Source organism: Vibrio sp. SCSIO 43132 (assembly GCF_019904195.1).
GTDB classification, from domain to species: Bacteria; Pseudomonadota; Gammaproteobacteria; order Enterobacterales; family Vibrionaceae; genus Vibrio; species Vibrio nigripulchritudo.
The window spans coordinates 1,154,971-1,176,297 of record NZ_CP063199.1 but is presented as its reverse complement, the minus strand read 5'-3'; the positions used below and the strand labels follow the sequence as shown (position 1 = coordinate 1,176,297).

Annotated in this window: 15 protein-coding genes; 4 read left to right on the top strand and 11 right to left on the bottom strand. The window is 47.9% G+C overall.

What is annotated here, in order from left to right; translation table 11 throughout:
• Position 1 precedes the first annotated feature (1 nt).
• A complete protein-coding gene (locus INR79_RS05320) occupies positions 2–877 on the top strand; it encodes a LysR family transcriptional regulator (RefSeq protein ID WP_223096276.1) in 876 nt (291 codons plus the stop codon).
• 60 nt (positions 878–937) lie between these two features.
• Here INR79_RS05320 and purF read toward each other — a convergent pair whose 3' ends face one another.
• The 11 genes from purF to INR79_RS05265 form a co-directional block, all read right to left on the bottom strand.
• Entirely contained in the window at positions 938–2,452 is a 1,515-nt protein-coding gene (gene purF, locus INR79_RS05315; protein ID WP_022590752.1) for an amidophosphoribosyltransferase, read from the bottom strand.
• Positions 2,453–2,485: 33 nt separating this feature from the next.
• Positions 2,486–2,977 (bottom strand): CvpA family protein, encoded by a 492-nt coding sequence (locus tag INR79_RS05310; protein ID WP_004405969.1) that lies wholly within the window; start codon positions 2,975–2,977, stop codon positions 2,486–2,488.
• A gap of 62 nt (positions 2,978–3,039) precedes the next feature.
• Positions 3,040–3,573 carry an SPOR domain-containing protein gene (locus INR79_RS05305; RefSeq protein ID WP_022590753.1) on the bottom strand — a complete coding sequence of 178 codons (534 nt, stop codon included), beginning with the start codon at positions 3,571–3,573 and terminating at the stop codon, positions 3,040–3,042.
• Complete coding sequence (gene folC, locus INR79_RS05300; protein ID WP_223096275.1) at positions 3,563–4,837, bottom strand: bifunctional tetrahydrofolate synthase/dihydrofolate synthase; 1,275 nt, start codon at positions 4,835–4,837, stop codon at positions 3,563–3,565. The genes INR79_RS05305 and folC overlap by 11 nt, the downstream gene beginning before the upstream one ends.
• 42 nt (positions 4,838–4,879) lie before the next feature.
• A complete protein-coding gene (gene accD / locus INR79_RS05295) occupies positions 4,880–5,806 on the bottom strand; it encodes an acetyl-CoA carboxylase, carboxyltransferase subunit beta (protein ID WP_004405965.1) in 927 nt (308 codons plus the stop codon).
• A gap of 201 nt (positions 5,807–6,007) precedes the next feature.
• Positions 6,008–6,799, bottom strand: coding sequence for a tRNA pseudouridine(38-40) synthase TruA (truA, locus tag INR79_RS05290; RefSeq protein WP_223096274.1), 792 nt, complete (start codon positions 6,797–6,799; stop codon positions 6,008–6,010).
• 139 nt (positions 6,800–6,938) lie between these two features.
• Positions 6,939–13,055, bottom strand: coding sequence for a FimV/HubP family polar landmark protein (locus INR79_RS05285; protein WP_223096273.1), 6,117 nt, complete (start codon positions 13,053–13,055; stop codon positions 6,939–6,941).
• Positions 13,056–13,263: 208 nt separating this feature from the next.
• On the bottom strand, positions 13,264–14,277 hold the full coding sequence (locus INR79_RS05280) for an aspartate-semialdehyde dehydrogenase (RefSeq protein ID WP_223096272.1): 1,014 nt from the start codon (positions 14,275–14,277) through the stop codon (positions 13,264–13,266).
• Entirely contained in the window at positions 14,261–15,406 is a 1,146-nt protein-coding gene (locus INR79_RS05275; RefSeq protein ID WP_223096271.1) for a 4-phosphoerythronate dehydrogenase, read from the bottom strand. Before INR79_RS05275 ends, INR79_RS05280 begins: the two co-directional genes overlap by 17 nt.
• A gap of 94 nt (positions 15,407–15,500) precedes the next feature.
• Entirely contained in the window at positions 15,501–16,496 is a 996-nt protein-coding gene (locus INR79_RS05270; protein WP_223096270.1) for a substrate-binding domain-containing protein, read from the bottom strand.
• A 43-nt stretch (positions 16,497–16,539) separates the two neighbouring features.
• A complete protein-coding gene (locus INR79_RS05265) occupies positions 16,540–17,883 on the bottom strand; it encodes an ROK family protein (protein ID WP_223096268.1) in 1,344 nt (447 codons plus the stop codon).
• Between the two features lie 239 nt (positions 17,884–18,122).
• Here INR79_RS05265 and INR79_RS05260 point away from each other — a divergent pair, with 239 nt between their 5' ends.
• From INR79_RS05260 to INR79_RS05250, 3 genes are all read left to right on the top strand, one after another.
• Positions 18,123–18,947 carry a sugar phosphate isomerase/epimerase family protein gene (locus tag INR79_RS05260; protein WP_223096266.1) on the top strand — a complete coding sequence of 275 codons (825 nt, stop codon included), beginning with the start codon at positions 18,123–18,125 and terminating at the stop codon, positions 18,945–18,947.
• Between the two features lie 70 nt (positions 18,948–19,017).
• Positions 19,018–20,130, top strand: a complete 1,113-nt coding sequence (locus INR79_RS05255) for a substrate-binding domain-containing protein (RefSeq protein ID WP_223096264.1) — start codon at positions 19,018–19,020, stop codon at positions 20,128–20,130.
• Between the two features lie 10 nt (positions 20,131–20,140).
• A complete protein-coding gene (locus INR79_RS05250) occupies positions 20,141–21,304 on the top strand; it encodes a Gfo/Idh/MocA family protein (protein ID WP_022589759.1) in 1,164 nt (387 codons plus the stop codon).
• Positions 21,305–21,327 lie beyond the last annotated feature (23 nt).

The following is a 21,327-nucleotide window of genomic DNA, read 5'->3' as shown; positions in this document are numbered from 1 at the left end:
AATGAAACTTGATGATCTCAACCTTTTCCGGCAGGTAGTCGAGAATGGCAGCTACACTGCAACGTCGCGTAAAACCATGATTCCGGTCGCGACCATCACCCGTCGTATTCAGGCGCTGGAAGACTCCCTGAACCTGCGATTGCTTAACCGCCACGCAAGGAAGCTAACCCTTACCGAAGCTGGCGAGCGCTTCTATATCGAATGTTCCCCGTTGCTCAAACAACTGGCTTCAAAAGCCGAAAATATTTCCGATGATTGTCGGGGAGCGGCAGGAAAACTGAAGATATCTGCCCCCGCCAATATCACCAAAAGAATGATCATGCCGTTGCTGAATCAGTTTATGGCGGAGTACCCTGAAATTCGCATTGAGCTGACAACAACAAATCAGGCTGACCAGCTTGACCCAACAGAATGGGACGTGATTTTCAGAGTCGGCCCACAACGTGACTCTAGTCTCATTGTGCGCAAAATCAGTTCAGTGAAAGACATTCTGGTGGCCAGTCCGGACTACCTGAAACTGCATCGACCTCTGCAACATGCGGAAGATTTACGCGAACACGCTCTGCTGAAAGGCCACCCTTTAATGCGCTGGCAGTTAAGCAACAGCGAAGGCGAAACGGTGATCATTAATGAACGTGGTCGACTAGAAGCCAGCGAGCTTAATGTTGTAAGGCGCGCCTGCTCTGCCGGGCTTGGTATTACTCTTATGCCCAACGTAATGCTGGAAACCTACATCAAAGACGGAAGTCTGGTTCGAGTGTTAGATGGCTGGAGTGCCAACCCAAGGGAAGTGTACATGCTTTATAATCACAAGGATCACCAACCTGAAAAGGTTCGTCTGCTGATTGATTTCTTCAGCCAACATTCCATGACTTAAAGACAAGAAAAAGCCAGAGCAGTGCTCTGGCTTAGTTATTCTTAGCTAGTCTAAAAGTGCTTACGCGCCTTCGTTGTGCAGCTCTAGGTTGGCAAGATCCTGCTGGATTTCGCGCTGAATTTTGGCGTCGTCATTGCGAAGACCATCCAAGAAGTCCAGGTACTGCTGGTCTACATCGCCCGTCACGTATTCGCCGTTGAATACTGAGCTTTCAAAGCGTGCGATGTCTTGATTGCCTGTACCAACAGCCGAAACCAAATCTTCCAAGGTTTGGAAAATCAGAGCGTCAGCACCAATCATCTTACAGATTTCTTCGTTGTCGCGACCGTGTGCAATCAGCTCATTAGCACTTGGCATGTCGATACCGTAAACGTTCGGGAAGCGTACTTCTGGAGCCGCTGAAACCATGTATACATTCTTCGCACCAGAATCGCGAGCCATCTCAATGATTTGCTCTGATGTGGTACCACGTACAATGGAATCGTCTACTAACAGGACGTTCTTACCCTTGAACTCAGAACGGATAGCATTCAGCTTACGACGCACTGATTTCTTACGTTGTTGCTGACCCGGCATGATGAAGGTACGACCTACGTAGCGGTTTTTCACAAACCCCTGTCGGTATGGTTTGTCGATAATCTGAGCGATTTCCAGTGCAATATCGCAAGACGTTTCTGGAATCGGGATAACCACGTCGATATCCAGGTCGTCCCACTCTTTCTTGATCTTGTCACCCAGTCTCTTACCCATCTCAACACGGGCACTGTAAACGGAGATCTTGTCGATGAATGAATCAGGACGAGCAAAGTAAACGAACTCGAAAATACAAGGATTAGACTGAGGATTTTCCGCGCACTGCTGAGTGAAGAGCTCACCGTCAAAGGTGGCGTAAATGGCTTCGCCTGGCGCTACGTCACGAACAAAATCAAAGCCGACTGCGTCTAGTGCTACAGATTCTGAGGCCACCATGTACTCGGTGCGACCGCTTTCCAGTTCGCGCTTGCCCAGACAAAGTGGACGAATGCCGTTAGGGTCGCGAAATGCAACCATACCATGACCGATGATCATTGCCGCTACTGCGTAAGCGCCGCGGATTTGTTTATGAACGTTCGCTACTGCGCTGAATACGCTGTCTTTGGTCACTTCTTTCGTCAGGTCAACTTCATGAGCAAGAATGTTAAGAAGCACTTCAGAGTCAGACGTTGTGTTTACGTGACGGCGCGCTGTTTCGAAAAGGCGGTCACGCAACTCGTGAGCGTTGGTTAGGTTACCGTTGTGGGCAAGTGTAATGCCGTATGGAGAGTTTACGTAGAAAGGCTGGGCTTCTGATGCGCTTGAACTACCCGCAGTTGGGTAGCGAACGTGACCGATACCTACAGTACCTTGCAGGCGTTGCATGTGTTTGGCTTCAAATACATCTTTAACTAGACCGTTCGCTTTTCTCAAACGAAAACGATTGCTTTCTATGGTAATAATACCAGCGGCATCCTGGCCACGATGCTGTAGTACAGTCAATGCGTCATAAATTGACTGATTTACAGGTGTTGTACCCACGATTCCAACAATACCACACATGTCATAATCCTCGGTTTTTGACAGTAGCTGGCACTACACAGTGCCAGACAAAAAGCTTGAAGTTTCTTTTAAGTGCTCGAAAAACGGCGCTATGATTCGGCTGAATTCAGGAATCAATTGCGAGTTGATCCACCACTCTGAATTTGGTAATGCAGTGAATGCATCAATAAAAAACAGCACAGCTGAAACAATCAGAATCCCTCGTAATCCGCCAAAGACGATACCCAAGATTCTGTCGGTTCCAGACAGACCCGTTTTTTGCACCAGTTGTCCAATAACATAGTTGACTAACGAGCCAACAACCAATGTAGCGATGAACAAAGCTGCGATGGCGGCTCCGTTTCGAAACATATCATCTTGAATATTGGTAAAGTACACCGCCAATTTGGCGTAATAGTGACTGGCGACAAAAAATGCGCCAAACCAAATCACAAGAGACAATGCTTCTTTCACAAAGCCACGGATCAGGCTGATCACAGCAGATAGCCCGATTACCCCTAAAATGACAAAATCTATCCAGTTCATTCTGTTCTACATCTTAAGTTGGCGCGCATTTTAACAGAAAAAAACGCGACGCAAACGTTTTCTTATGGATTTAGTGGTTTAAATTTCAACAGTTGACCTTTGGCTCCGGTGATTTTTTCTAATTCCTTGATTTGCTTTTCCAATTTCGGTTTAGAAACATCCGGTCCAATGATAACTCGTGAAAATTCGTTTTCTTGCTTGATATGAGCCTGATAACCCCGTTTCTGAAGGTCTTTGACCAGCTTTTTGGCGTTTTCGACGTTTTTAAGTGCCATCAGCTGTATGATCCAAGCGCTATCTGCATAGTCGTTCTTCTCAGCGACAGGTCTTGGTGTCACTTCTATTTCTTCTGGCTCAGATTCGGTTGATGCAATGGTAACGGACACTGGGCTATCTGGAAGTACCAGATCATCCTCAACAGGTTCCAGCACTTCAAAGACTTCCACCTCTCCTTCCAATTCAGGTTTGATTGGTATGGGGGCAAGTTCTTCTTTGTAGTGCTGCTTTTTCCCGTCCAGCAGGTCTGGCAAAACAATCACGCCAACAGAGACCAGCAAAATGGTCCCCACTAGCCTGCTTTGAAACTTACTCGCCATTCTGGCTCCTTTCTTTCTCCCAGTATTCCAGTACAGCACCTACCGTATGGAATGAACCGACAACGACAACAACGTCGTCTGGTTTTGCCTGCGCCTGAGCGTTTACAAATGCATCTACTGGGTTGTCAAACTTGCCTGAATATGAAGGCAAATGTGTAATTAATTCGTCAACTTTTGCGGCTCTTGGTCCTTCAAGTGATGCCGGATACCATTTTGTTGCAACAGGCACTAAAACTTTGAGTGTTTCCTCAATGTCCTTGTCATGCAACATGGCAACCACCATGTGAATCTTCTTGTTTGGGTGCAGTTTCGTGAGCTGCTCAACCAAGTAGCCCGCCGAGTGGGGGTTGTGCGCGACATCCAGCAAAGTGAGAGGCGAAGAAGACAAGGTTTGCATTCTGCCTGCCAGTTTTGCGCCTTCTAGCCCTTTTACAATGTTAACGTCCGATATATCTAAATCTGCACAACCGAGTGCCATCAGCGCGGTAGCGGCATTTGGCAAAGGTAAACCTGGTAGTGGAAGGTCATCTAAAATGAACTGCCCTGAGCGCCATTTCCAGCGGTCGCCTTCAACAGAATAGTTGAATTGAATTTCCACCTGATGAAGTTTGGCACCGATATCATCGGCATGCGCAGCAACGGTCGCTGGCGCTTTTGGCTGACCACACACCGCAGGTTTATTACTGCGGAAAATCCCTGCCTTTTCGTAGCCAATAACATTGATGTCATCACCCAACCAGTCCACATGGTCTAGAGCCAGACTGGTAATAACGGATACATCATGGTCTACCACATTGGTTGCATCGAGACGACCACCAAGTCCGACTTCTAAAAGCACCACTTCGACTTTTTCAGTCTGGAACAGGCGAAGTGCAGCCAGAGTCCCGTATTCAAAGAAGCTTAAGCTGATCTCTCCACGTTGCTTCTCGATAAAATCGAACGCTTCAGCGTGTTTTTCTTCTTCCAGTTCAGTGCCATTAATGCGGACACGTTCTGTATAGCGAATAAGATGAGGAGAGCTGTAAACACCGACTGAATAGCCAGCATCCAGCAAAATGGCTTCCATCAGTGCGCAGGTGGAGCCTTTGCCGTTGGTTCCTGCAACAGTGATGATTGTCGGAGCGGGTTTGGTAAGGTCAGCTTTTTCTGCGACGGCTTGGACACGATCCAAACCAAGGTCGATAGCACTGGTATGGATGTTTTCTAAATAATCAAGCCACATCGACAGAGGTGATGTGGCTTGTGGTACTTGATTTTGACTCATTAAACTCTTAACTGATTCTTAAGCGGCTGTTTAATGAATACTTTACTCTTTTTCGTCAGGAACTGGTACTTCGTATTGCTCTTCATTTGGAGAATCGTTAACCGATACCACCAATGGAGACGTCTGGTTAGTCAGTTTTGCCAACAAACCACCGATACGTTGACGCATTTCACGACGATCGACAATCATATCGATCGCACCATGCTCCAGTAAGAATTCACTGCGTTGGAAACCTTCTGGCAGATCTTCACGAACAGTCTGTTCGATTACACGGCGACCAGCAAAACCAATCAGAGCTTTCGGCTCACCGATGTTAATGTCACCCAGCATCGCCAAACTTGCTGATACACCGCCCATTGTCGGGTCGGTCATCACAGAGAAGAAAGGCAAACCTTTAGCAGAAAGACGCTCTAGTGCTGCACTGGTTTTCGCCATTTGCATCAGAGACATCAAAGCCTCCTGCATACGCGCACCACCACTGGCAGAGAAACAAACCAGACCGCAGTTGTTCTCGATAGCGGCTTCTACTGCACGAACAAAACGCGCACCAACCACAGAGCCCATGGAACCACCCATGAACTTAAATTCGAATGCACAAGCGACAACAGGCAAACCCAACAACTCACCTTTCATTACAACAAGTGCGTCTTTCTCACCACTGTTTTTCTGAGCAGCAGAAATACGCTCTTTGTAACGCTTGGAGTCTTTAAATTTCAGCTTATCTTGAGGCTCTAACTCAGTCGCCAGCTCTTCACGTTCACCTTCATCAAGGAAAGTTTCCAAACGACGGCGAGCGCCCATACGCATGTGATGGTCACATTTCGGACACACTTCTAAGTTACGCTCTAGTTCTGCATAGTACAGAACCTGCTCACAGGCGGTACATTTGGTCCAAATCCCCTCTGGAATGGATACTCTACGTGAGCTTACGATACTGCTTTTGTTTAAAATTTTTTCAAGCCAACTCATGGAAGACCTTTTCTATTAACTCTTCCGCCTCAATGCGAAAGATACAAATTCTGAATGATGCGTGAGGATTAAAACACAATATTCTCACACTGTGGATCAAAAACTGGTTGTACCTATTTTAAAGCAACAACAAAGTGCGATAACTCACAACTTTTCAATGCGTTTGGTGACCATAAAAACACCAATTCTCATTCGTTCTGTTTAGAGGTTATCTGGCAGAAATATCGGTCCAATCGGTTCCCTAGGCAACTCAAACTCTTCAGGGTAATCTACATCAACTAAGTAGAGCCCTTCCGCTTTCGCTGTTGCCCCGGCAAGCCTTCTGTCCTTAGCTTCCAGCAACCATTTGACCCATTCTGGTTCTTGGTTACCGCGCCCAACCTCGATCAGGCTGCCAGTGATATTTCTCACCATATGATGGACAAACGCATTCGCTTTAATGTCTATGACAACGTAATTGCCGTGTCTACTCACATTTAAATGCATGATATTTCGCCACGGGCTTCGGGACTGGCACTGAACCGCCCGAAAAGACGTAAAGTCATTTTCACCCAGCAGATACTGCCCGGCTAAATGCATTTTCTTTTCATCTAATTCGCCATGATAATGGCTGATGCCCGAGGATAAAATTCCTGGTCGATAGGCGTGGTTGTAGATCACATAACGATAGCGTCTTGCGGTAGCAGAGAACCGGGCATGAAATTCATCCGGCACCTCTTTTGCCCAGCGCACAGCAATGTCTTTAGGCATGTTGGCGTTAACCCCCATGGTCCATGCCACCATTTTTCTTACTGCGGTTGTTTCAAAGTGAACGACTTGACCTGTTCCATGCACGCCTGCATCTGTTCTGCCTGCGCACTGCACTTCGACAGGATGGTTTGCCACAATAGACAGAGATTTTTCGAGTTTTTCCTGAACACTGGCTACTTCTCTTTGGCGTTGCCAACCAAAGTATTTAGCACCGTCGTATTCGATGCCTAACGCAATTCGCATAGTCGTTTACTTCTCAATTTCACGGGGTCGGAGAGTATATACCCAAGTTACCTAAAGATGCTAGGTATGCTGGGCACTCACAATATGACCAATAAAAAACAGGCAGCGAGTCGCTGCCTGTCTGGTTTTACAAAGTAGCTTAGTTTTCGTTTAACTTATCGATAAGTGACTTAGCTTCTCTTCTTACTTCGTCATCACCGTAGACGATGGCTTCCTCAAGAAGCTTGATAGCGCCATCGGTGTCATTCATTTCGACGTAAATCTTCGCTAAGTCCAGCTTGCCTGCCGCTTCACTGTTGCTGTCTACATCGAATGGTTCAACGTTACCTAAAACATCTGGGAATTCATCAAGACCGACATCCAGCTCTAGCGCTTCCGCGTCAGGGTCTGGCTTGTCTCCCGACTCGGCTTCTTCACGCTCAACCTGAGCCATCAGCTCATCGACACTCATGAATTTCTGATCAGCGTCTCCTTCATTTGACAGATCAGGCTGATCTGCCCAGTCCTCTTCATCAACTTTAGGTTCTTCAAGCGTTTCAGCCGCTCCCCAGACTTCTTTCTCTTCATCTGGTACATCTTCAGAAATGGATGCCTGCTGCTCTGGTGTCAGGTTAAAGCCGTTCCAGTCTTCACCCGTTTCCAGCATGGCATCGATATCCATACCTGCGCTGTCGACTACTTTGCTGTCTAGTGGCTCATCAAACCCACCTATTGCTCCCTCATCAGGTTCTGAAAGCAACGTAGCCATGGTCGCAGATTCATCAAACTGGCTTAGGTCGTCTTCTGTAACTGGCGCTGTTGGCGTGTCTTCAGACAAGGAGAATGCGTCTTGCAGCGCAGTGGCTTCGTCATATTCGCCTAAATCGGAATCATCAAGCTGAATGGATTCTGGTTCATTCTCTTCATCATCCGAAATTTCTGATACCAAATCTTCGGCAAGAGGAGCTGGCTCGTCTGCCATTGCATCTAGGGCAGCGGATTCATCGAACTCACCAAGGTCAGCATCATCCAGTTCAATGGACTCTGGTTCTTCTAAAACAGGCTCTTCTGAAACAGCTTCTTCCGAAACTGATGCTTCAAGTTCTGGCTCTAAATCTTCAACTAAAGGAGCAGACTCATCTGTCAATGCATCCAGCGCAGCCGCTTCATCGAATTCACCGAGGTCTGTATCGTCCAGTTCAATGGGCTCTGGTTCTTCTAAAACAGGCTCTTCTGAAGCAACTTCTTCTGAAACTGATGCTTCAACTTCTGGTTCTAGATCTTCAGCTAATGGAGCGGGTTCATCTGCCATTGCATCCAACGCAGCCGCTTCATCGAACTCACCGAGGTCAGCATCATCTAGTTCAATAGATTCTGGCTCTTCTGAAACCGACTCCTCTGAAACTGGCGCTTCAACTTCTGGTTCTAGATCTTCTGCCAGAGGAGCTGGCTCGTCTGCCATTGCATCCAAGGCAGCGGCTTCATCGAATTCACCCAGGTCGGCATCGTCCAGTTCAATGGGCTCTGGTTCTTCTATAACAGGCTCTTCTGAAACAACTTCTTCCGAAACTGATGCTTCAATTTCTGGCTCTAAATCTTCAACTAATGGAGCAGACTCATCTGTCAATGCATCCAACGCAGCCGCTTCATCGAATTCACCGAGGTCTGCATCGTCCAGTTCAATGGGCTCTGGTTCTTCTAAAACAGGCTCTTCTGAAGCAACTTCTTCTGAAACTGGTGCTTCAACTTCTGGCTCTAGATCTTCTGCCAGTGGAGCTGGCTCATCTGCCATTGCATCCAACGCAGCCGCTTCATCGAACTCTCCCAGGTCTGCATCGTCCAGTTCAATGGATTCTGGCTCATCTGAAGCAACTTCTTCTGAAACTGGCGCTTCAACTTCTGGCTCTAGATCTTCTGCTAATGAAGCAGGCTCGTCTGCCATTGCATCCAACGCTGCCGTTTCATCGAACTCACCGAGGTCAGCATCATCCAGTTCAACGGACTCTAGCTCTTCTGAAACAACTTCTTCTGAAACTGGCGCTTCAACTTCTGGTTCTAGATCTTCCGCTAATGGAGCAGGCTCGTCTGCCATTGCATCCAAGGCGGCATCTTCATCGAACTCGCCCAGGTCTGCATCGTCCAGTTCAATGGGCTCTGGTTCTTCTAAAACAGGCTCTTCTGCAACAGCTTCTTCCGAAACAGGCGTTTCGACTTCTGGCTCTAGATCTTCCGCTAGTGGAGCTGGCTCATCTGCCATTGCATCCGACGCAGCATCTTCATCAAATTCACCGAGGTCGGCATCGTCCAACTCAATGGATTCTGGCTCTTCTGGTACAACGTCTTCTGAAACTGGCGCTTCAACTTCTGATGCTAGATCTTCCGCTAGTGGAGCTGGCTCGTCTGCCATTGCATCCAACGCAGCCGCTTCATCGAATTCGCCTAAGTCGGCATCATCGAGCTCAACAGTCTCTGGCTCTTCTGAAGCAACTTCTTCTGAAACTGGTGCTTCAATTTCTGGTGATGTTTCAGCTAAGTCAGCCGCTAGCTCTTGGTCTAGCTCGTTCAGCCCCATTTCGTCTGAGTTGTCGGCTTCTGCCTGAACTTCTTCCAGACCGCTTAGATCTGAATCTTCGAAGTCCCAGTCTTCGTCCTGTGGCGTGCCAAATTCATTTGGCACAGCTTCAGGCATAACTAATTCTGGCTCTGGCTCTGGCTCTGGCTCTGGCTCTGGCTCTGGCTCTGGCTCTGGCTCTGGCTCTGGCTCTGGCTCTGGCTCTGGCTCTGGCTCTGGCTCTGGCTCTGGCTCTGGCTCTGGCTCTGGCTCTGGCTCTGGCTCTGGCTCTTCAGATGGTGTGTCGAAGCTGTAGTTGTCAACGTCTTCTTCACTTATCTCTTCAATTTCTTCTTGTGGTGACTCATCTAAATCAGGTTGAAGCTCGGCTTCCAGTTCAGCTTCGTCGATTTCAAAGCCATCTTCTGCCTCAACAGAAAGTTCTGGCTCCGAGACAACTTCCAGTTCAGTTTCTTCTTGCGGTGGCGCTTCTAAATCGATGTTATCCAGTTCGGATTCGTCTTCTTCCTCAACAGCGTCGACCAAACTTTCGGTTTCTTCTGCTTCTGGAAGTTCTCCGATCTCTGGAAGTTCAGGGGCATCTTCTTCATCGGTGACTTCACCAGAGAAGGCTTCAGCCTGCCAATCTTCTACCGATTCTTCTTCGTCGGATATCGCATCAGAATCGGATTTCAGACCACTTTCGTCCAGGTTTCCGATTTCGGCATCGGTAAATTCTGGCTCTTCTCTGGTCTCCCCCATCAGGACATCTAATGGTTCATCATCGTGCCCTTTTAGAGAGAAAGCGGTTTCAGCATCTTCAATAGGCTGCGCTGCGAACTCGTCAGACTCATTAACGGAGTCAGCGTCTTCTTCGATTTCAGGCGCATCAAGGTCAAGTTCAGGTGTATCAATCTCAGGCGTGTCTTCAACGTCTTGAGATGCTTCAACTTCTGGTTGTTCTGATTGAGTTTCTTCTTGTTCCAGATCTACTTCATCTGAAACTTCAGGTTCCTCAATCTCGGGTTCCGGCCCTGTTGTTTCCTGCTCTTCAATCTCTACGCTTTCTTCTGGCGCATCTTCTGAGACCGGCGCTTCTGTAACCTGTTCTTCTGGTTGAGTTTCTTCCGCTTCCGGTTCAATTGCGGGGGATTCCTCAAGGCTTTCAGGCACTTCTTCACTTACGTCTTGTGAAAAGGCATCCTCAAGCTCTTGGGCAAAGTCACTACCAGATTGATCTTCGGCAGTTTCCGTATCTAATTCAGCGGTTTCTGGTTCAGGTGTGTCTAGCTCATCATCAAGATGACTTTCCGATTCGAATTCAAAGTCCAATCCATCGTCTTGCGATGCGTTTTGGTCTGGTTCAAATTCGTCCAGGGTATCCGCACCTAAATCAAACTCTGCTGGGTCAAAGTCTTCTTCTAAATCAGTGGAATTCTCATCAACCAATTCATCCAGTAAATCGGTACTTTCAGGGTCGACCGCGGTTTTTGAATCTTCCAGCACATCGTCAAGTAAATCCGTACTGTCTTCTGCCAATGAATCCGGCATATCCAGAGCAAGATCGTCCTCGGTAACATCATCAAGAACGCTGTCTAGGAGGTCGGTACTGTCTGGGTCAATGGAAGATTTGGATTCGTCATCAACCAGGTCATCCAGTAAATCTGTGTTGCTTTCATCCAGAGACTCTGGGCTGTCGTCAGATTCTTCAAGTAAGCTGTCTAACAAGTCTGTTGAGTCTGGGTCGAAGGAAGGTTCATCCGGATCCGAAGATTCACTTTCATCCAGAACATCGTCTAACAGATCTGTGCTGTCATCGCTTAAGTCAAATTCATCTAACAAATCATCTTCTGAAGGAGTGCTGCTTTCTTGTTCCAGAGCTTCTTCCAGAAGCGCATCTGGATCTAATGAGATATCGCCGTCATCAGCATCAATCACATCATCCAGTAAATCAGTGCTGTCTGAATCTAAATCCGTGCCAGCTTCGAGCATGTCATCAAGCAAATCCGAATCGCTGCTGTCTTCTGGCTCCGATAGCAGTTCATCAAAGGCGCTTTCATCCATACCTGCGTCGAGGTCAATGCTCTCGTCAGTACCACCCTCTTCTGCGTCACCTTCTTCATTAGACAGCAGCGTGTCGAAATCCAGATCGTCATCCGTTTCCGTGTCATCAATACCGGCAAACAGATCGTCGAGAGTCGACTGGTCTAGCTCGTCTGCACCTAAGTCTTCAGTAGGCTCATCAGTATCAAACAGCGCGTCAATGTCGTCATTTGACAGGTCATCGCCTTCAGACAGGTCGAACTCTTCTGTTTCGTCTGATGGACCTTCTTCGATCTCTGGTTCTATTTCATCCAGAGCACGTTCCATTTCTTCCAGACCAAGTGCCTGCTCGTCCGCATCGACGCTAATGCCATTTGCACTTGCATCCAGATCCGCAATCTCGGCATCCAAATCACCATCGTCACCAATGCTTGCGAATGGGTCGTCACCGTCTTCGTCCAGATTGAAGTCCAGATCTTCATCATTCAAATCACCGAAGACGTCGTCTACGTCTTCCGATTTTTCGCCGCCTTCTTCGGATTCATCAGAGAATGCGGTTTCGGATTCATCTCCGAACAGTTCATCATCGAGAGACAACTCTTCTTCTTCGATGTCGCCAATCAGGTCATCATCGAGGTTAATCTCGTCGATTTCTTCATCTTCGTTCGCCTGCACTGGCGGAATTTCTGGCTGTGGCTGCTCTTCTGTTTGTTCTTCTGGCTCTGGTTCTTTACGGCGATTTAGCAGCAAGACTATCAACAGACCAATCAGAAGACCCGGAATCAGAGCAAGCGCTCCAAGCAGCAGAGGGTTAGCAACGATACGCTCCATGAGCGTTGGCGCGTTTTGCTGGCTTTCCAGCTGCTTGAGTTTCTCCGCTTCCAGCAGTTTTTCTACTTCATTTTTAATTCTGTCTTCGTCGCTGAGTTCTTCTTTCAGCGTTTCGACTTCCCCTTGCACTTCTGAAAGCATGAGGCGCAGTTGGTGGTTTTTCTCTTCCAGAGTCGAGAGCTCACTCTCGGACATATCCAGCTGTTCTTTAAGACGAACGACCTGCCCATCATCCTTCATTTCTGGTTTGGATTCAGGTTTAGGCTCTGGCTTTGCTTCAGCTTTTGGCTCTTCCTGCATCATTTCTGGCTTAGGCTGAGCATTCACCTCAGTTACTGGATCGTTGGCTTTTGGCTCAACAACAGGTTTTGGTGGTTCAACTGGGCGAGGTCTGACGGCGGGTCGCGTGGTCGCAACCTGATTCTGAGAGTCTAATCGTGCTTGATGCGCAGCCATGATACGGACGGCATCGGCTGTTGATTCTGACTGAACTTGCTGAAGAGATGGGATTCTTAATGTACTGCCCGGCACAAGACCGTGAATATTCTGGTCTTCAAATGCTTGAGGGTTAAGTCGGTAAATAGCCAGCAGGGTTTGTTGAACGGTCAGACTGTTTGCTGGTCTTAATGCAGAAGCGATGCTCCAGAGTGTTTCATTACCCCTTGTAGGACCGTAAAACAAAGACGGTTGCCCCTGAGCGACGGGTTGACGAATTTGCTCAGAAAAGCGTGGGGAGTCTGAAATCTCTCCGTTGGAACCAATAACTCTGATGGTGTCAGCGCTAGCCACTGGAATTTGAGTCGAGACCATCAGAAGCAAGGGCGTTAAACAACGCTTGAAAAAATGATGCATATAAGGCTCAGCTTTCTTGCTTTCTTATCTTGAATAATAATGTGATCTGCTAAATATATCGGATAAATGTCGTAAAACTATAGCGCCCGCACGAAAAAATGTGTGTCCGAGTTGATATTCGTACCATTCTTACCCAAATTTGCATTATTTGAACAAAATAGCGCCATAAAAAAAGCCCCACTAAGTGAGGCTTTTCAAACAATTTTATTCAGAAATAATCGCGAATTAGCACTTCTGCAATCTGGACTGCGTTTGTAGCGGCACCTTTTCTAACATTGTCTGCTACCACCCATAGGTTGACGCCCGAGTGGTGGCTGATGTCGTTGCGAATACGCCCAACCAAAACATGATCTTTTCCACCAGCATCACGAACCTGAGTTGGGAAGTCCTCACCGTGGAAAACTTCAACACCGTCCGTTTGCTCAAGAAGCTGAGTAACCTGATCCGCATCGATAGGGGTACGTGTTTCAATGTGAACTGCTTCAGCGTGACCATAGAAAACCGGCACTCGCACACAGGTCGGGTTAACCATAATTGACGAGTCGTTGAAGATTTTTTGGGTTTCCCACACCATCTTCATCTCCTCTTTGGTGTAACCGTTGTCCATAAATTTGTCGATTTGTGGAATACAGTTAAACGCAATTTGCTGACTGAACGCTTTTTCTTCAATCGGCTTAGCGTTAAGAAGATGCGCTGTTTGACCCGCTAACTCATCAATGCCTGCTTTGCCTGCACCAGAAACCGACTGGTAAGTAGAAACATTAATTCGCTCAATGCCCGCCGCATCGTGGATAGGCTTAAGCGCAACCAGCATCTGAATGGTAGAACAGTTCGGGTTTGCAATAATGTTACGGTTACGAAACTCTGCGATGGCTTCTGGGTTAACTTCTGGCACAACAAGTGGAACGTCGTAGTCGTAACGGAACTGGGAAGTGTTGTCGATAACAACCACACCTTCATCGGCGGCAACTGGTGCCCACTTTTCTGACAGTTCACCACCAGCAGAGAAGAGCGCAATGTGTACCTGTGACCAGTCGAAACTTTCGACATTCTGAACTCGAATCGTTTTGCCGTTGAAGCGATACGTCTTACCTTCACTGCGTTCGCTTGCCAATAAGTGTAACTCGCCTACTGGAAATTCTCGCTCTTGCAGAACTTCTAGAATGGTTTCACCTACGGCACCGGTTGCACCTAAAATTGCAACGTTAAATTCTTGGCTCATCTGTTACCTCAATTTGAAAACCTAGTTTAGCGAGCGGCTCAAGATTGCAGTTTGCATCGCCCACTAAAGTGACGGCACTGTATTCGCGTCTGTCCCAGTAATTTTTGCGCATTTCATCAAATGCTCCAGGACGCGCAATATTGCGACGGAATATGGCGTCATCGTGGCGCACATCATAAATCAATTGTGTGAGATTGTGCAGTGTTGCGTTATCCCAAGCGCGATCCAGTTGCACACGCGGGACCGGAGCGATTGGCAGTAACTCAGACGCATACACTCGGTCTTCACGCCCTAAGAACTCACAGAATGAGTTGAAAATCATGGTTGTGCCACGCGCTTTGCCTTCTAAGCCATAACCCGCAACATGAGGCGTCGCGAAGGCAAGAAGCGGCAACAGTTCCATGTCCACTTCCGGTTCGAACTCAAACACATCTAGTGCGGCAATGAAGCCGTCATTTTTTTGCAGGCGTTTTTTCAGAGCTGAATTATCAACCACTGGTCCACGAGCCGCGTTGATCAGAATTTGATCCGCACGCATGGCTTCTAAGCGGGTTTCATTAATGATGTGATGAGTCGGATGCTCGCCATCACGAGTAATTGGGGTGTGCAGCGTAATAATGTCAGACTGCTCTAGTAGCGTGTCTAGCTCTGTAAATTGGCGACTGTCGCCTTCTGCCTGCTTGATCGGGTCATTGAGCAATACTTTAATGCCCATGCCTTCCAGACAGTTGGCAAGATAAGAACCCACCTGACCAGCACCGATAATTCCAACGGTTTTATCAAACACTGAGAAACCCTGTTGCTGGCCAAGAATCATCATCACGCTAAACGCATATTCCGCCACGCCCACTTTATTACAACCGGGTGCTGCGGTGAAGAAGATGCCTCTTTCTTTCAGTAGAGCCTGATCGACATGGTCCATCCCTGCTGTTGCCGTGCCAACAAACTTCAACTTGTTGGCTTTAGAAATCAACTCTGCATTCACTTTGGTGACCGAGCGAATCATTAAACCATCCACATCGACTAAATCATCGGCAGTCATGGTACGTCCTGGTTTCAAAACCACGTCGCCTAGTTGGCTGAAAAGTTTTTCAGCGTAAGGCATGTTTTCATCAATAAGGATTTTCATTTCAATTGGGGAGAATGGGTTAAATAGGTTGCACTGATTCTGCCCCAATCTCAGCGGAGTTAAAAGCTTTCAATGATGAGTGCCAGTTAAAAACTCAATCTGGGCGCAGAACTTCCTGAGGGGCTGGAGCACGCCAGATCTCCTGATAGCGAGTGACCACATTGCTCTGGGTAACTTCCAGCCCGGGTAGCGCAATCCAACGAGGAACCATTTGCCCCAGCATTGCCAGAACCGCCGTTTGTGCTGTGGTGACCCCAAGAAGATAGGGTTGCTGAGCAGCAATACCAATCAGTGGTGTTCCCTTCGCGAGTTCCAGTGAAATTTCCTGACCGAGATCCACCGTTGTCATATAGATATCATTCTGCGTATTTTTAAAGCTTTTTAGTACGTCCAGTGCTGGGGTATCCCACACAACAAACAGACCTGCCACGTCTTGATGATTTTCGATTAAAACCTGTGCCTGTTGCCCAGCGGTTTCCGGTGAATCAAAGCTCTCCGTTACGATGGTCAGGTCGGGGCGGTGCATTTTCACCCACCTTCGAAAGGCAATTTCACGCTCATTAATGGCGTAAAAGTCCTGATTGTAAGTAAGTATGCCAATAGTTCCGTTTGAACCGATCTTCTCTGAAAGAAGCTGCGCACCGATCAAACCAAGACCAAAATTATCTGAAGAAATGAGCGACACGTAATCATTTCCGGGCAGTAAGCCAGTTGGTACATTGTCCAGTAATACAAGATGGATACCGGCTCTTGAGACTTTTCGATGCGCCTCAGCAACATCGGTGTTAGCCACCGGGAAAGATATGATGGCATCAAGTGGCTGCTGACTTAACGTTTCCAGCGCGGAGATTTGTGTCTGAGCATCGAAATGGCAGTCGACGACTTCTGAAACCGTGCATCCGGTATCACCCAAGGTGCCAACAATTCCGGCTAGTTGCAGACGAGACCAGTCACTATCAAGGGTATGCATAACAATTGCCACGCGATACTGCTTGCGTCTCGCAGCCGCAACTTCGCTTTCAGCAAGAGAAACAGCTCCCGCTCTTTCCGCACGCTCTCCGTGAGGTCCTAGTCCGTTAATTGATGCCATCTTGGTCTCCCTGCTAATGACAGTTTAAGCTTTCACCTACCCTTTAACTGGGTGGATGAACAAGGTGCTCTTCTTCCGGAATCACTGAGTGGTTTCTTGCCTCTGATGCTATGCCCAGAAAAGCTTCGCTAGCGATCGGTGAGCCATAAAAAATCCAGTTCTGTAAGAGGCTGGGAGCAAACAAAGCGTCAACCACAACCATTGCCGCCCCAACTAGCGAAGCTGAACTGTCCAGTTGAGAACGTACAATCTGAAGATCGCGAGTCACAAGTGGGTGAGAAGCGCCATAAATGCCCTCTCTAAATGCAGCCAGCAAGGTGTCATTGGTTTGTACCAATGACCCGCCAAGTACGACCAGAGAGGGGTTTAACATGGTCACAATCGGTGCGACTATCTGCCCTACCAGTCTTCCGGTATTGAGTAGAATATTCATACTGGCCGGATCGCCCATCTGCGCTGCCTGCCCGACATCAATCGCAGACAACTGCCCTTGCCTTACGTAGACATCTTTAAGTACGGAACTTTCACCATTTTTTGCGGCATCCGCCCCCATATTGACGATGGCGTCATTTCCAGCAAGGCTTTCAAGCGAAGCAACCCCCTGTTCACGAGTAACAGGTAACTGACCTATCAGCCCTGTGACACCATGTGCACCTCGGTAAAGTTCACCATTGAGCATCATACTGGCATTGATACGCTGCCCTATTTTAATGAACATCATGTCCTGAGTTGCTGCTTCGGCACCTGCGTAATATTCACCAACCGCCATCGCTTCCACGCTGCTTCGAAGCCATACTGGTGCTTCAAAATGCGCGATCAGTGTTTCTACCAATGGGAATCCAGACCAAGAAGGCAAAAAGTCAGGAGTACGAGACCAGAATTCATTCCCTTGCAGAGTATTGACCGGACCGGGAACCGCAAGCCCGATTCCCCAGATGGCGTTTTCAGCTTTCTTCTTTTCTATCACCCACTCAAACAAAGCAATCAATCGGCTGGTGGTTTCTTCAGGCGACTCATTTAAGTCACACTCTTCGTGGTGCTCAACCAGCAGGTTGCCGGACAGATCAGATAATCCAACACCCAGAGCGGAACTGTCTAGCCGAGCAACCAATATGTAACCCGCATTCTGGTTAAACTGAACCAATCTGGGAGCTCTTCCTCCCGAGGCAATGCCGCGCTGATTTTCGTGAACCAGATTCATGTCCGCCAATGCCGCCAGTCTGTCTGCTACTATCGCTCTGCCAAGCTCGCTTTCACGCTCAATCGCCTGACGTGTGTCAGCCTTCTGAGTACGAATCAAATTCAATATGGTTGAAACACTTCGGATACCACTGGCTTTCAACTTCGCTGACGATCCTTTCTTCGTTTCATTTTTTTTCTCTGTCATCTGATTCCTGAAGCTCACCCTAAATAACAGTTAACACAATTGAAACAAAATACCGTTTTCAATTGCAAATGTCACCTTGCATATTCTTATTCCATTTATACTTTTGCATTTTTTCTGCAAAAGATTCCGTTCTTATGTTGATAATTGAATCAATAAATGTATTATTGTTAACGGCTGGTTAAATTTCAACCAATCATTAACGAATGATCGAGTCATCGTTCAAAACAAAGGAGTGGATTATGTCTGCATGGAAGCTGGCTTATCAGGCGAATTGCTGGGGGCCACTAGGAGGAAACGCCGTTGGCGTCACTTCAATTAACCAACTCACCTACCGAACCTTTGCCGATATGGCTATGGCTTTCAAAGAGATTGCGAAAGCTGGATATGAAGGGGTGGAGCTGTTTGATGGCAACTTGCTCGACTACAGTGCTGCTGACTTTAAGCGCTTACTTTCCGACAACCAGCTCTCTTTTGTCGCGGCCTATTCCGGCGGGAACTTTATTTATCAAGAAATACTTGATGAAGAGTTAGACCGCATTCGAATGGTTGCAGACCGCGCAGCTGAACTGGGAGCCCCTCATCTTGTTGTAGGAGGCGGAGCACAGAGGTACAGCGGCATTCAAGAAGATGATTATGAAAAGTTGGCAGAAGCTCTGACACAAGTGGATACCATTGCCAAAGAAAGAGGCTTACAGGGGCATTATCACCCTCACCTCACCACAATAGTGGAAAGCCCGGATCAGGTTGAGAAGATTTTCAACCTGACGCCAATCCACTTTTGCCCCGACACCGCTCACCTTGCAGCAGCAGGGGGAGACCCGGCTAAGCTGATACGCGAACACGCGTCTCGCATCAGTTATGTCCACCTAAAAGGCTGGCAAAAAGAACCCTTTGCTTTCACCCCAATTGATCGGGGAGATATAGACACCAAACCTATCATTGAAGCGCTAAAAGCCAATCAGTATCAAGGATGGGTAACGGTAGAACTCGACGCGTGGGAAGACCCTTATCAGGGAGCACTTGTCAGCAAGCAGTATTTAGACAAAGAAAAGACAGACAAATAAAGAGTTAGATTAAGCCTAAGGTTAAGACATGCCTTAGATACATCGTTGAATGAGGAAAGGAAACCACATCATGATGAAGAATATAGTAATCGCAACCGCGGCATCCCTATCTTTGATGCTTAGCGCCTCCACGTTTGCAAACGATCCTACTCAGGCTTTGCAAGAATTGGAAAAAACCGTGTTGTCCAAAGGTCCGAATGGAGAAAACCCCAGCCCAGCAAGCTCACTGACACTCAGTTCAAGCGAGCTGGCGAAGATCAAAAGCATGAATGCGACCGCTGCCATCGTTATGCACTACGGTGGTAACGACTGGTCCCGAGCCCAAATCGAAGGGCTTAAACACCAGTTTGGCGAAATGGGCATAAAAGTTATCGCCGTCACTGATGCGGGCTTCAAACCGGAAAAGCAAGTTTCTGACATTGAAACCGTCATGGCGCAGAAACCCAACATCATTGTTTCTGTTCCCACCGATCCTGCGGCAACAGCATCCGCTTATAAAGCCGCCGCAGATGCCGGGGTGAAAATCGTGTTTATGGAAAATACACCGCCGGGAATGGAGGTCGGGAAAGATTACGTTTCTGTAGTCTCGGCAGACAATTATGGTAATGGTGTCGCTGCCGCTCATCTAATGGCTAAAGCCCTCGACGGTAAAGGCAAAATCGGGCTGATTTATCACGCGGCAGACTTCTTTGTAACCCGTCAGCGTTACGACGCATTCAAAGCCACCATCAGTGAAAATTACAGTGATATCAAGATTGTGGAAGAGCAAGGTATTGGTGGTCCCGATTTCTCCGGGGATGCGGAGAAAGTGGCATCGGCCATGCTCATTGCCAATCCGGGTCTGGATGGTATCTGGGCAGTATGGGATGTTCCTGCAGAAGGCGTTATATCAGCAGCACGAATCGCAGGAAGAAGTGACCTGGTAATTACGACCATCGACCTTGGTGAAAACGTTGCAATCAATATGGCTCAGGGGAGCTATGTGAAAGGGCTGGGGGCGCAACGTCCGTTTGATCAAGGTGTCGCGGAAGCCATGCTTGCTGGGTACGGTCTTCTGAACAAGAAAGCACCTGAGTTTGTTGCCCTCCCCGCTCTGCCCGTTACGAAGGATAACTTGCTTGAAGCCTGGAAGACGGTGTACAGAACCGATGCAACCAAAAACATCCAGAAAAGCATGAAGTAGGGGACGAGTCATGACTAAAAAAATCAATGTTGCCATGATTGGTGGCGGATTTATGGGCAAAGCTCATGCTATGGCCTACGCCTCCATGCCTATGTTTTTCTGGCCAGCACCTGCCATTCCTGTTCGGAAAGTGGTGGTAGACGTAACTGATGAGATGGCAAAAGAAGCGCAGGAGCGATTCGGATTTGAAGAGTACAGTTCCGACTGGCAAAGCATAATCAACCGACCAGATATCGATGTTGTCGATATCTGTACGCCCAACAATGCTCATGCTGAAATTGCTATCGCAGCGGCAAAAGCAGGTAAACATATCATTTGCGAAAAACCACTTGCCAGAGGTGCAAGCGAAGCCAAAACCATGCTGGATGCTGTGCAACAAGCAGGCGTAACTAACATGGTGGCATTTAACTACCGCCGCACACCTGCTGTCGCATTGGCAAAAAGATATATCGAAGAAGGTCGCATAGGAAGAATTCTTAACTTCCGCGGCACCTATCTTCAGGACTGGTCGGCAGATCCTGATGGTCCACTTTCGTGGCGTTTTCAGAAAAAAATTGCTGGCTCAGGCGCGGTGGGTGACATCGGCACTCATGTCGTCGATATGGCGCATTACCTGGTTGGTAATATTGCAGAAGTTATGGCGCTGACGCCCACCTACCACAAAACCCGCCCGTTACAGCAGGGAGGATTCGACAAGCTTGGCGCTTCCGATAAAGACTCTTCTGCCCCAAGGGGTGAAGTGGATGTCGATGATGAACTGGTGTCCATGCTCAAATTTGAAAATGGTGCCATTGGTTCACTCGAAGCCACCCGAAACGCATACGGCAGAAATAACTTTATTACGCTCGAAATTCACGGGACTGAAGGCTCTATTCAGTTCAACTATGAACGTCGCGACGAACTCAAAGTCATGTTCAACAGCGACCCTTCAGACTCTAGGGGATTCAGGACTGTCTACACCGGACCGGCTCACCCCTACGGGGATGGACTATGGCCCATTCCGGCTTTAGGTATCGGCTATTCTGAAACTAAGATTGTTGAGTGTTACGACTTTTTCAAAGCAGTTGCAGAAGGAACACGTCCATCGCCCGATTTTGCCGAAGGCTATCAGGTTGAACGTGTTGCAGATGCTTTATTGAAATCCGGTGAAACTCAGAAATGGGAAACCGTATAAGTCTGTCGTTTTAGGTTCTGTCG

Coding starts and splice junctions, on each gene's coding strand:
- INR79_RS05320 (WP_223096276.1), top strand. CDS start 2: ATGAAACTTGATGATCTCAACCTTTTCCGGCAGGTAGTCGAGAATGGC.
- purF (WP_022590752.1), bottom strand. CDS start 2,452: ATGTGTGGTATTGTTGGAATCGTGGGTACAACACCTGTAAATCAGTCA.
- INR79_RS05310 (WP_004405969.1), bottom strand. CDS start 2,977: ATGAACTGGATAGATTTTGTCATTTTAGGGGTAATCGGGCTATCTGCT.
- INR79_RS05305 (WP_022590753.1), bottom strand. CDS start 3,573: ATGGCGAGTAAGTTTCAAAGCAGGCTAGTGGGGACCATTTTGCTGGTC.
- folC (WP_223096275.1), bottom strand. CDS start 4,837: ATGAGTCAAAATCAAGTACCACAAGCCACATCACCTCTGTCGATGTGG.
- accD (WP_004405965.1), bottom strand. CDS start 5,806: ATGAGTTGGCTTGAAAAAATTTTAAACAAAAGCAGTATCGTAAGCTCA.
- truA (WP_223096274.1), bottom strand. CDS start 6,799: ATGCGAATTGCGTTAGGCATCGAATACGACGGTGCTAAATACTTTGGT.
- INR79_RS05285 (WP_223096273.1), bottom strand. CDS start 13,055: ATGCATCATTTTTTCAAGCGTTGTTTAACGCCCTTGCTTCTGATGGTC.
- INR79_RS05280 (WP_223096272.1), bottom strand. CDS start 14,277: ATGAGCCAAGAATTTAACGTTGCAATTTTAGGTGCAACCGGTGCCGTA.
- INR79_RS05275 (WP_223096271.1), bottom strand. CDS start 15,406: ATGAAAATCCTTATTGATGAAAACATGCCTTACGCTGAAAAACTTTTC.
- INR79_RS05270 (WP_223096270.1), bottom strand. CDS start 16,496: ATGGCATCAATTAACGGACTAGGACCTCACGGAGAGCGTGCGGAAAGA.
- INR79_RS05265 (WP_223096268.1), bottom strand. CDS start 17,883: ATGACAGAGAAAAAAAATGAAACGAAGAAAGGATCGTCAGCGAAGTTG.
- INR79_RS05260 (WP_223096266.1), top strand. CDS start 18,123: ATGTCTGCATGGAAGCTGGCTTATCAGGCGAATTGCTGGGGGCCACTA.
- INR79_RS05255 (WP_223096264.1), top strand. CDS start 19,018: ATGATGAAGAATATAGTAATCGCAACCGCGGCATCCCTATCTTTGATG.
- INR79_RS05250 (WP_022589759.1), top strand. CDS start 20,141: ATGACTAAAAAAATCAATGTTGCCATGATTGGTGGCGGATTTATGGGC.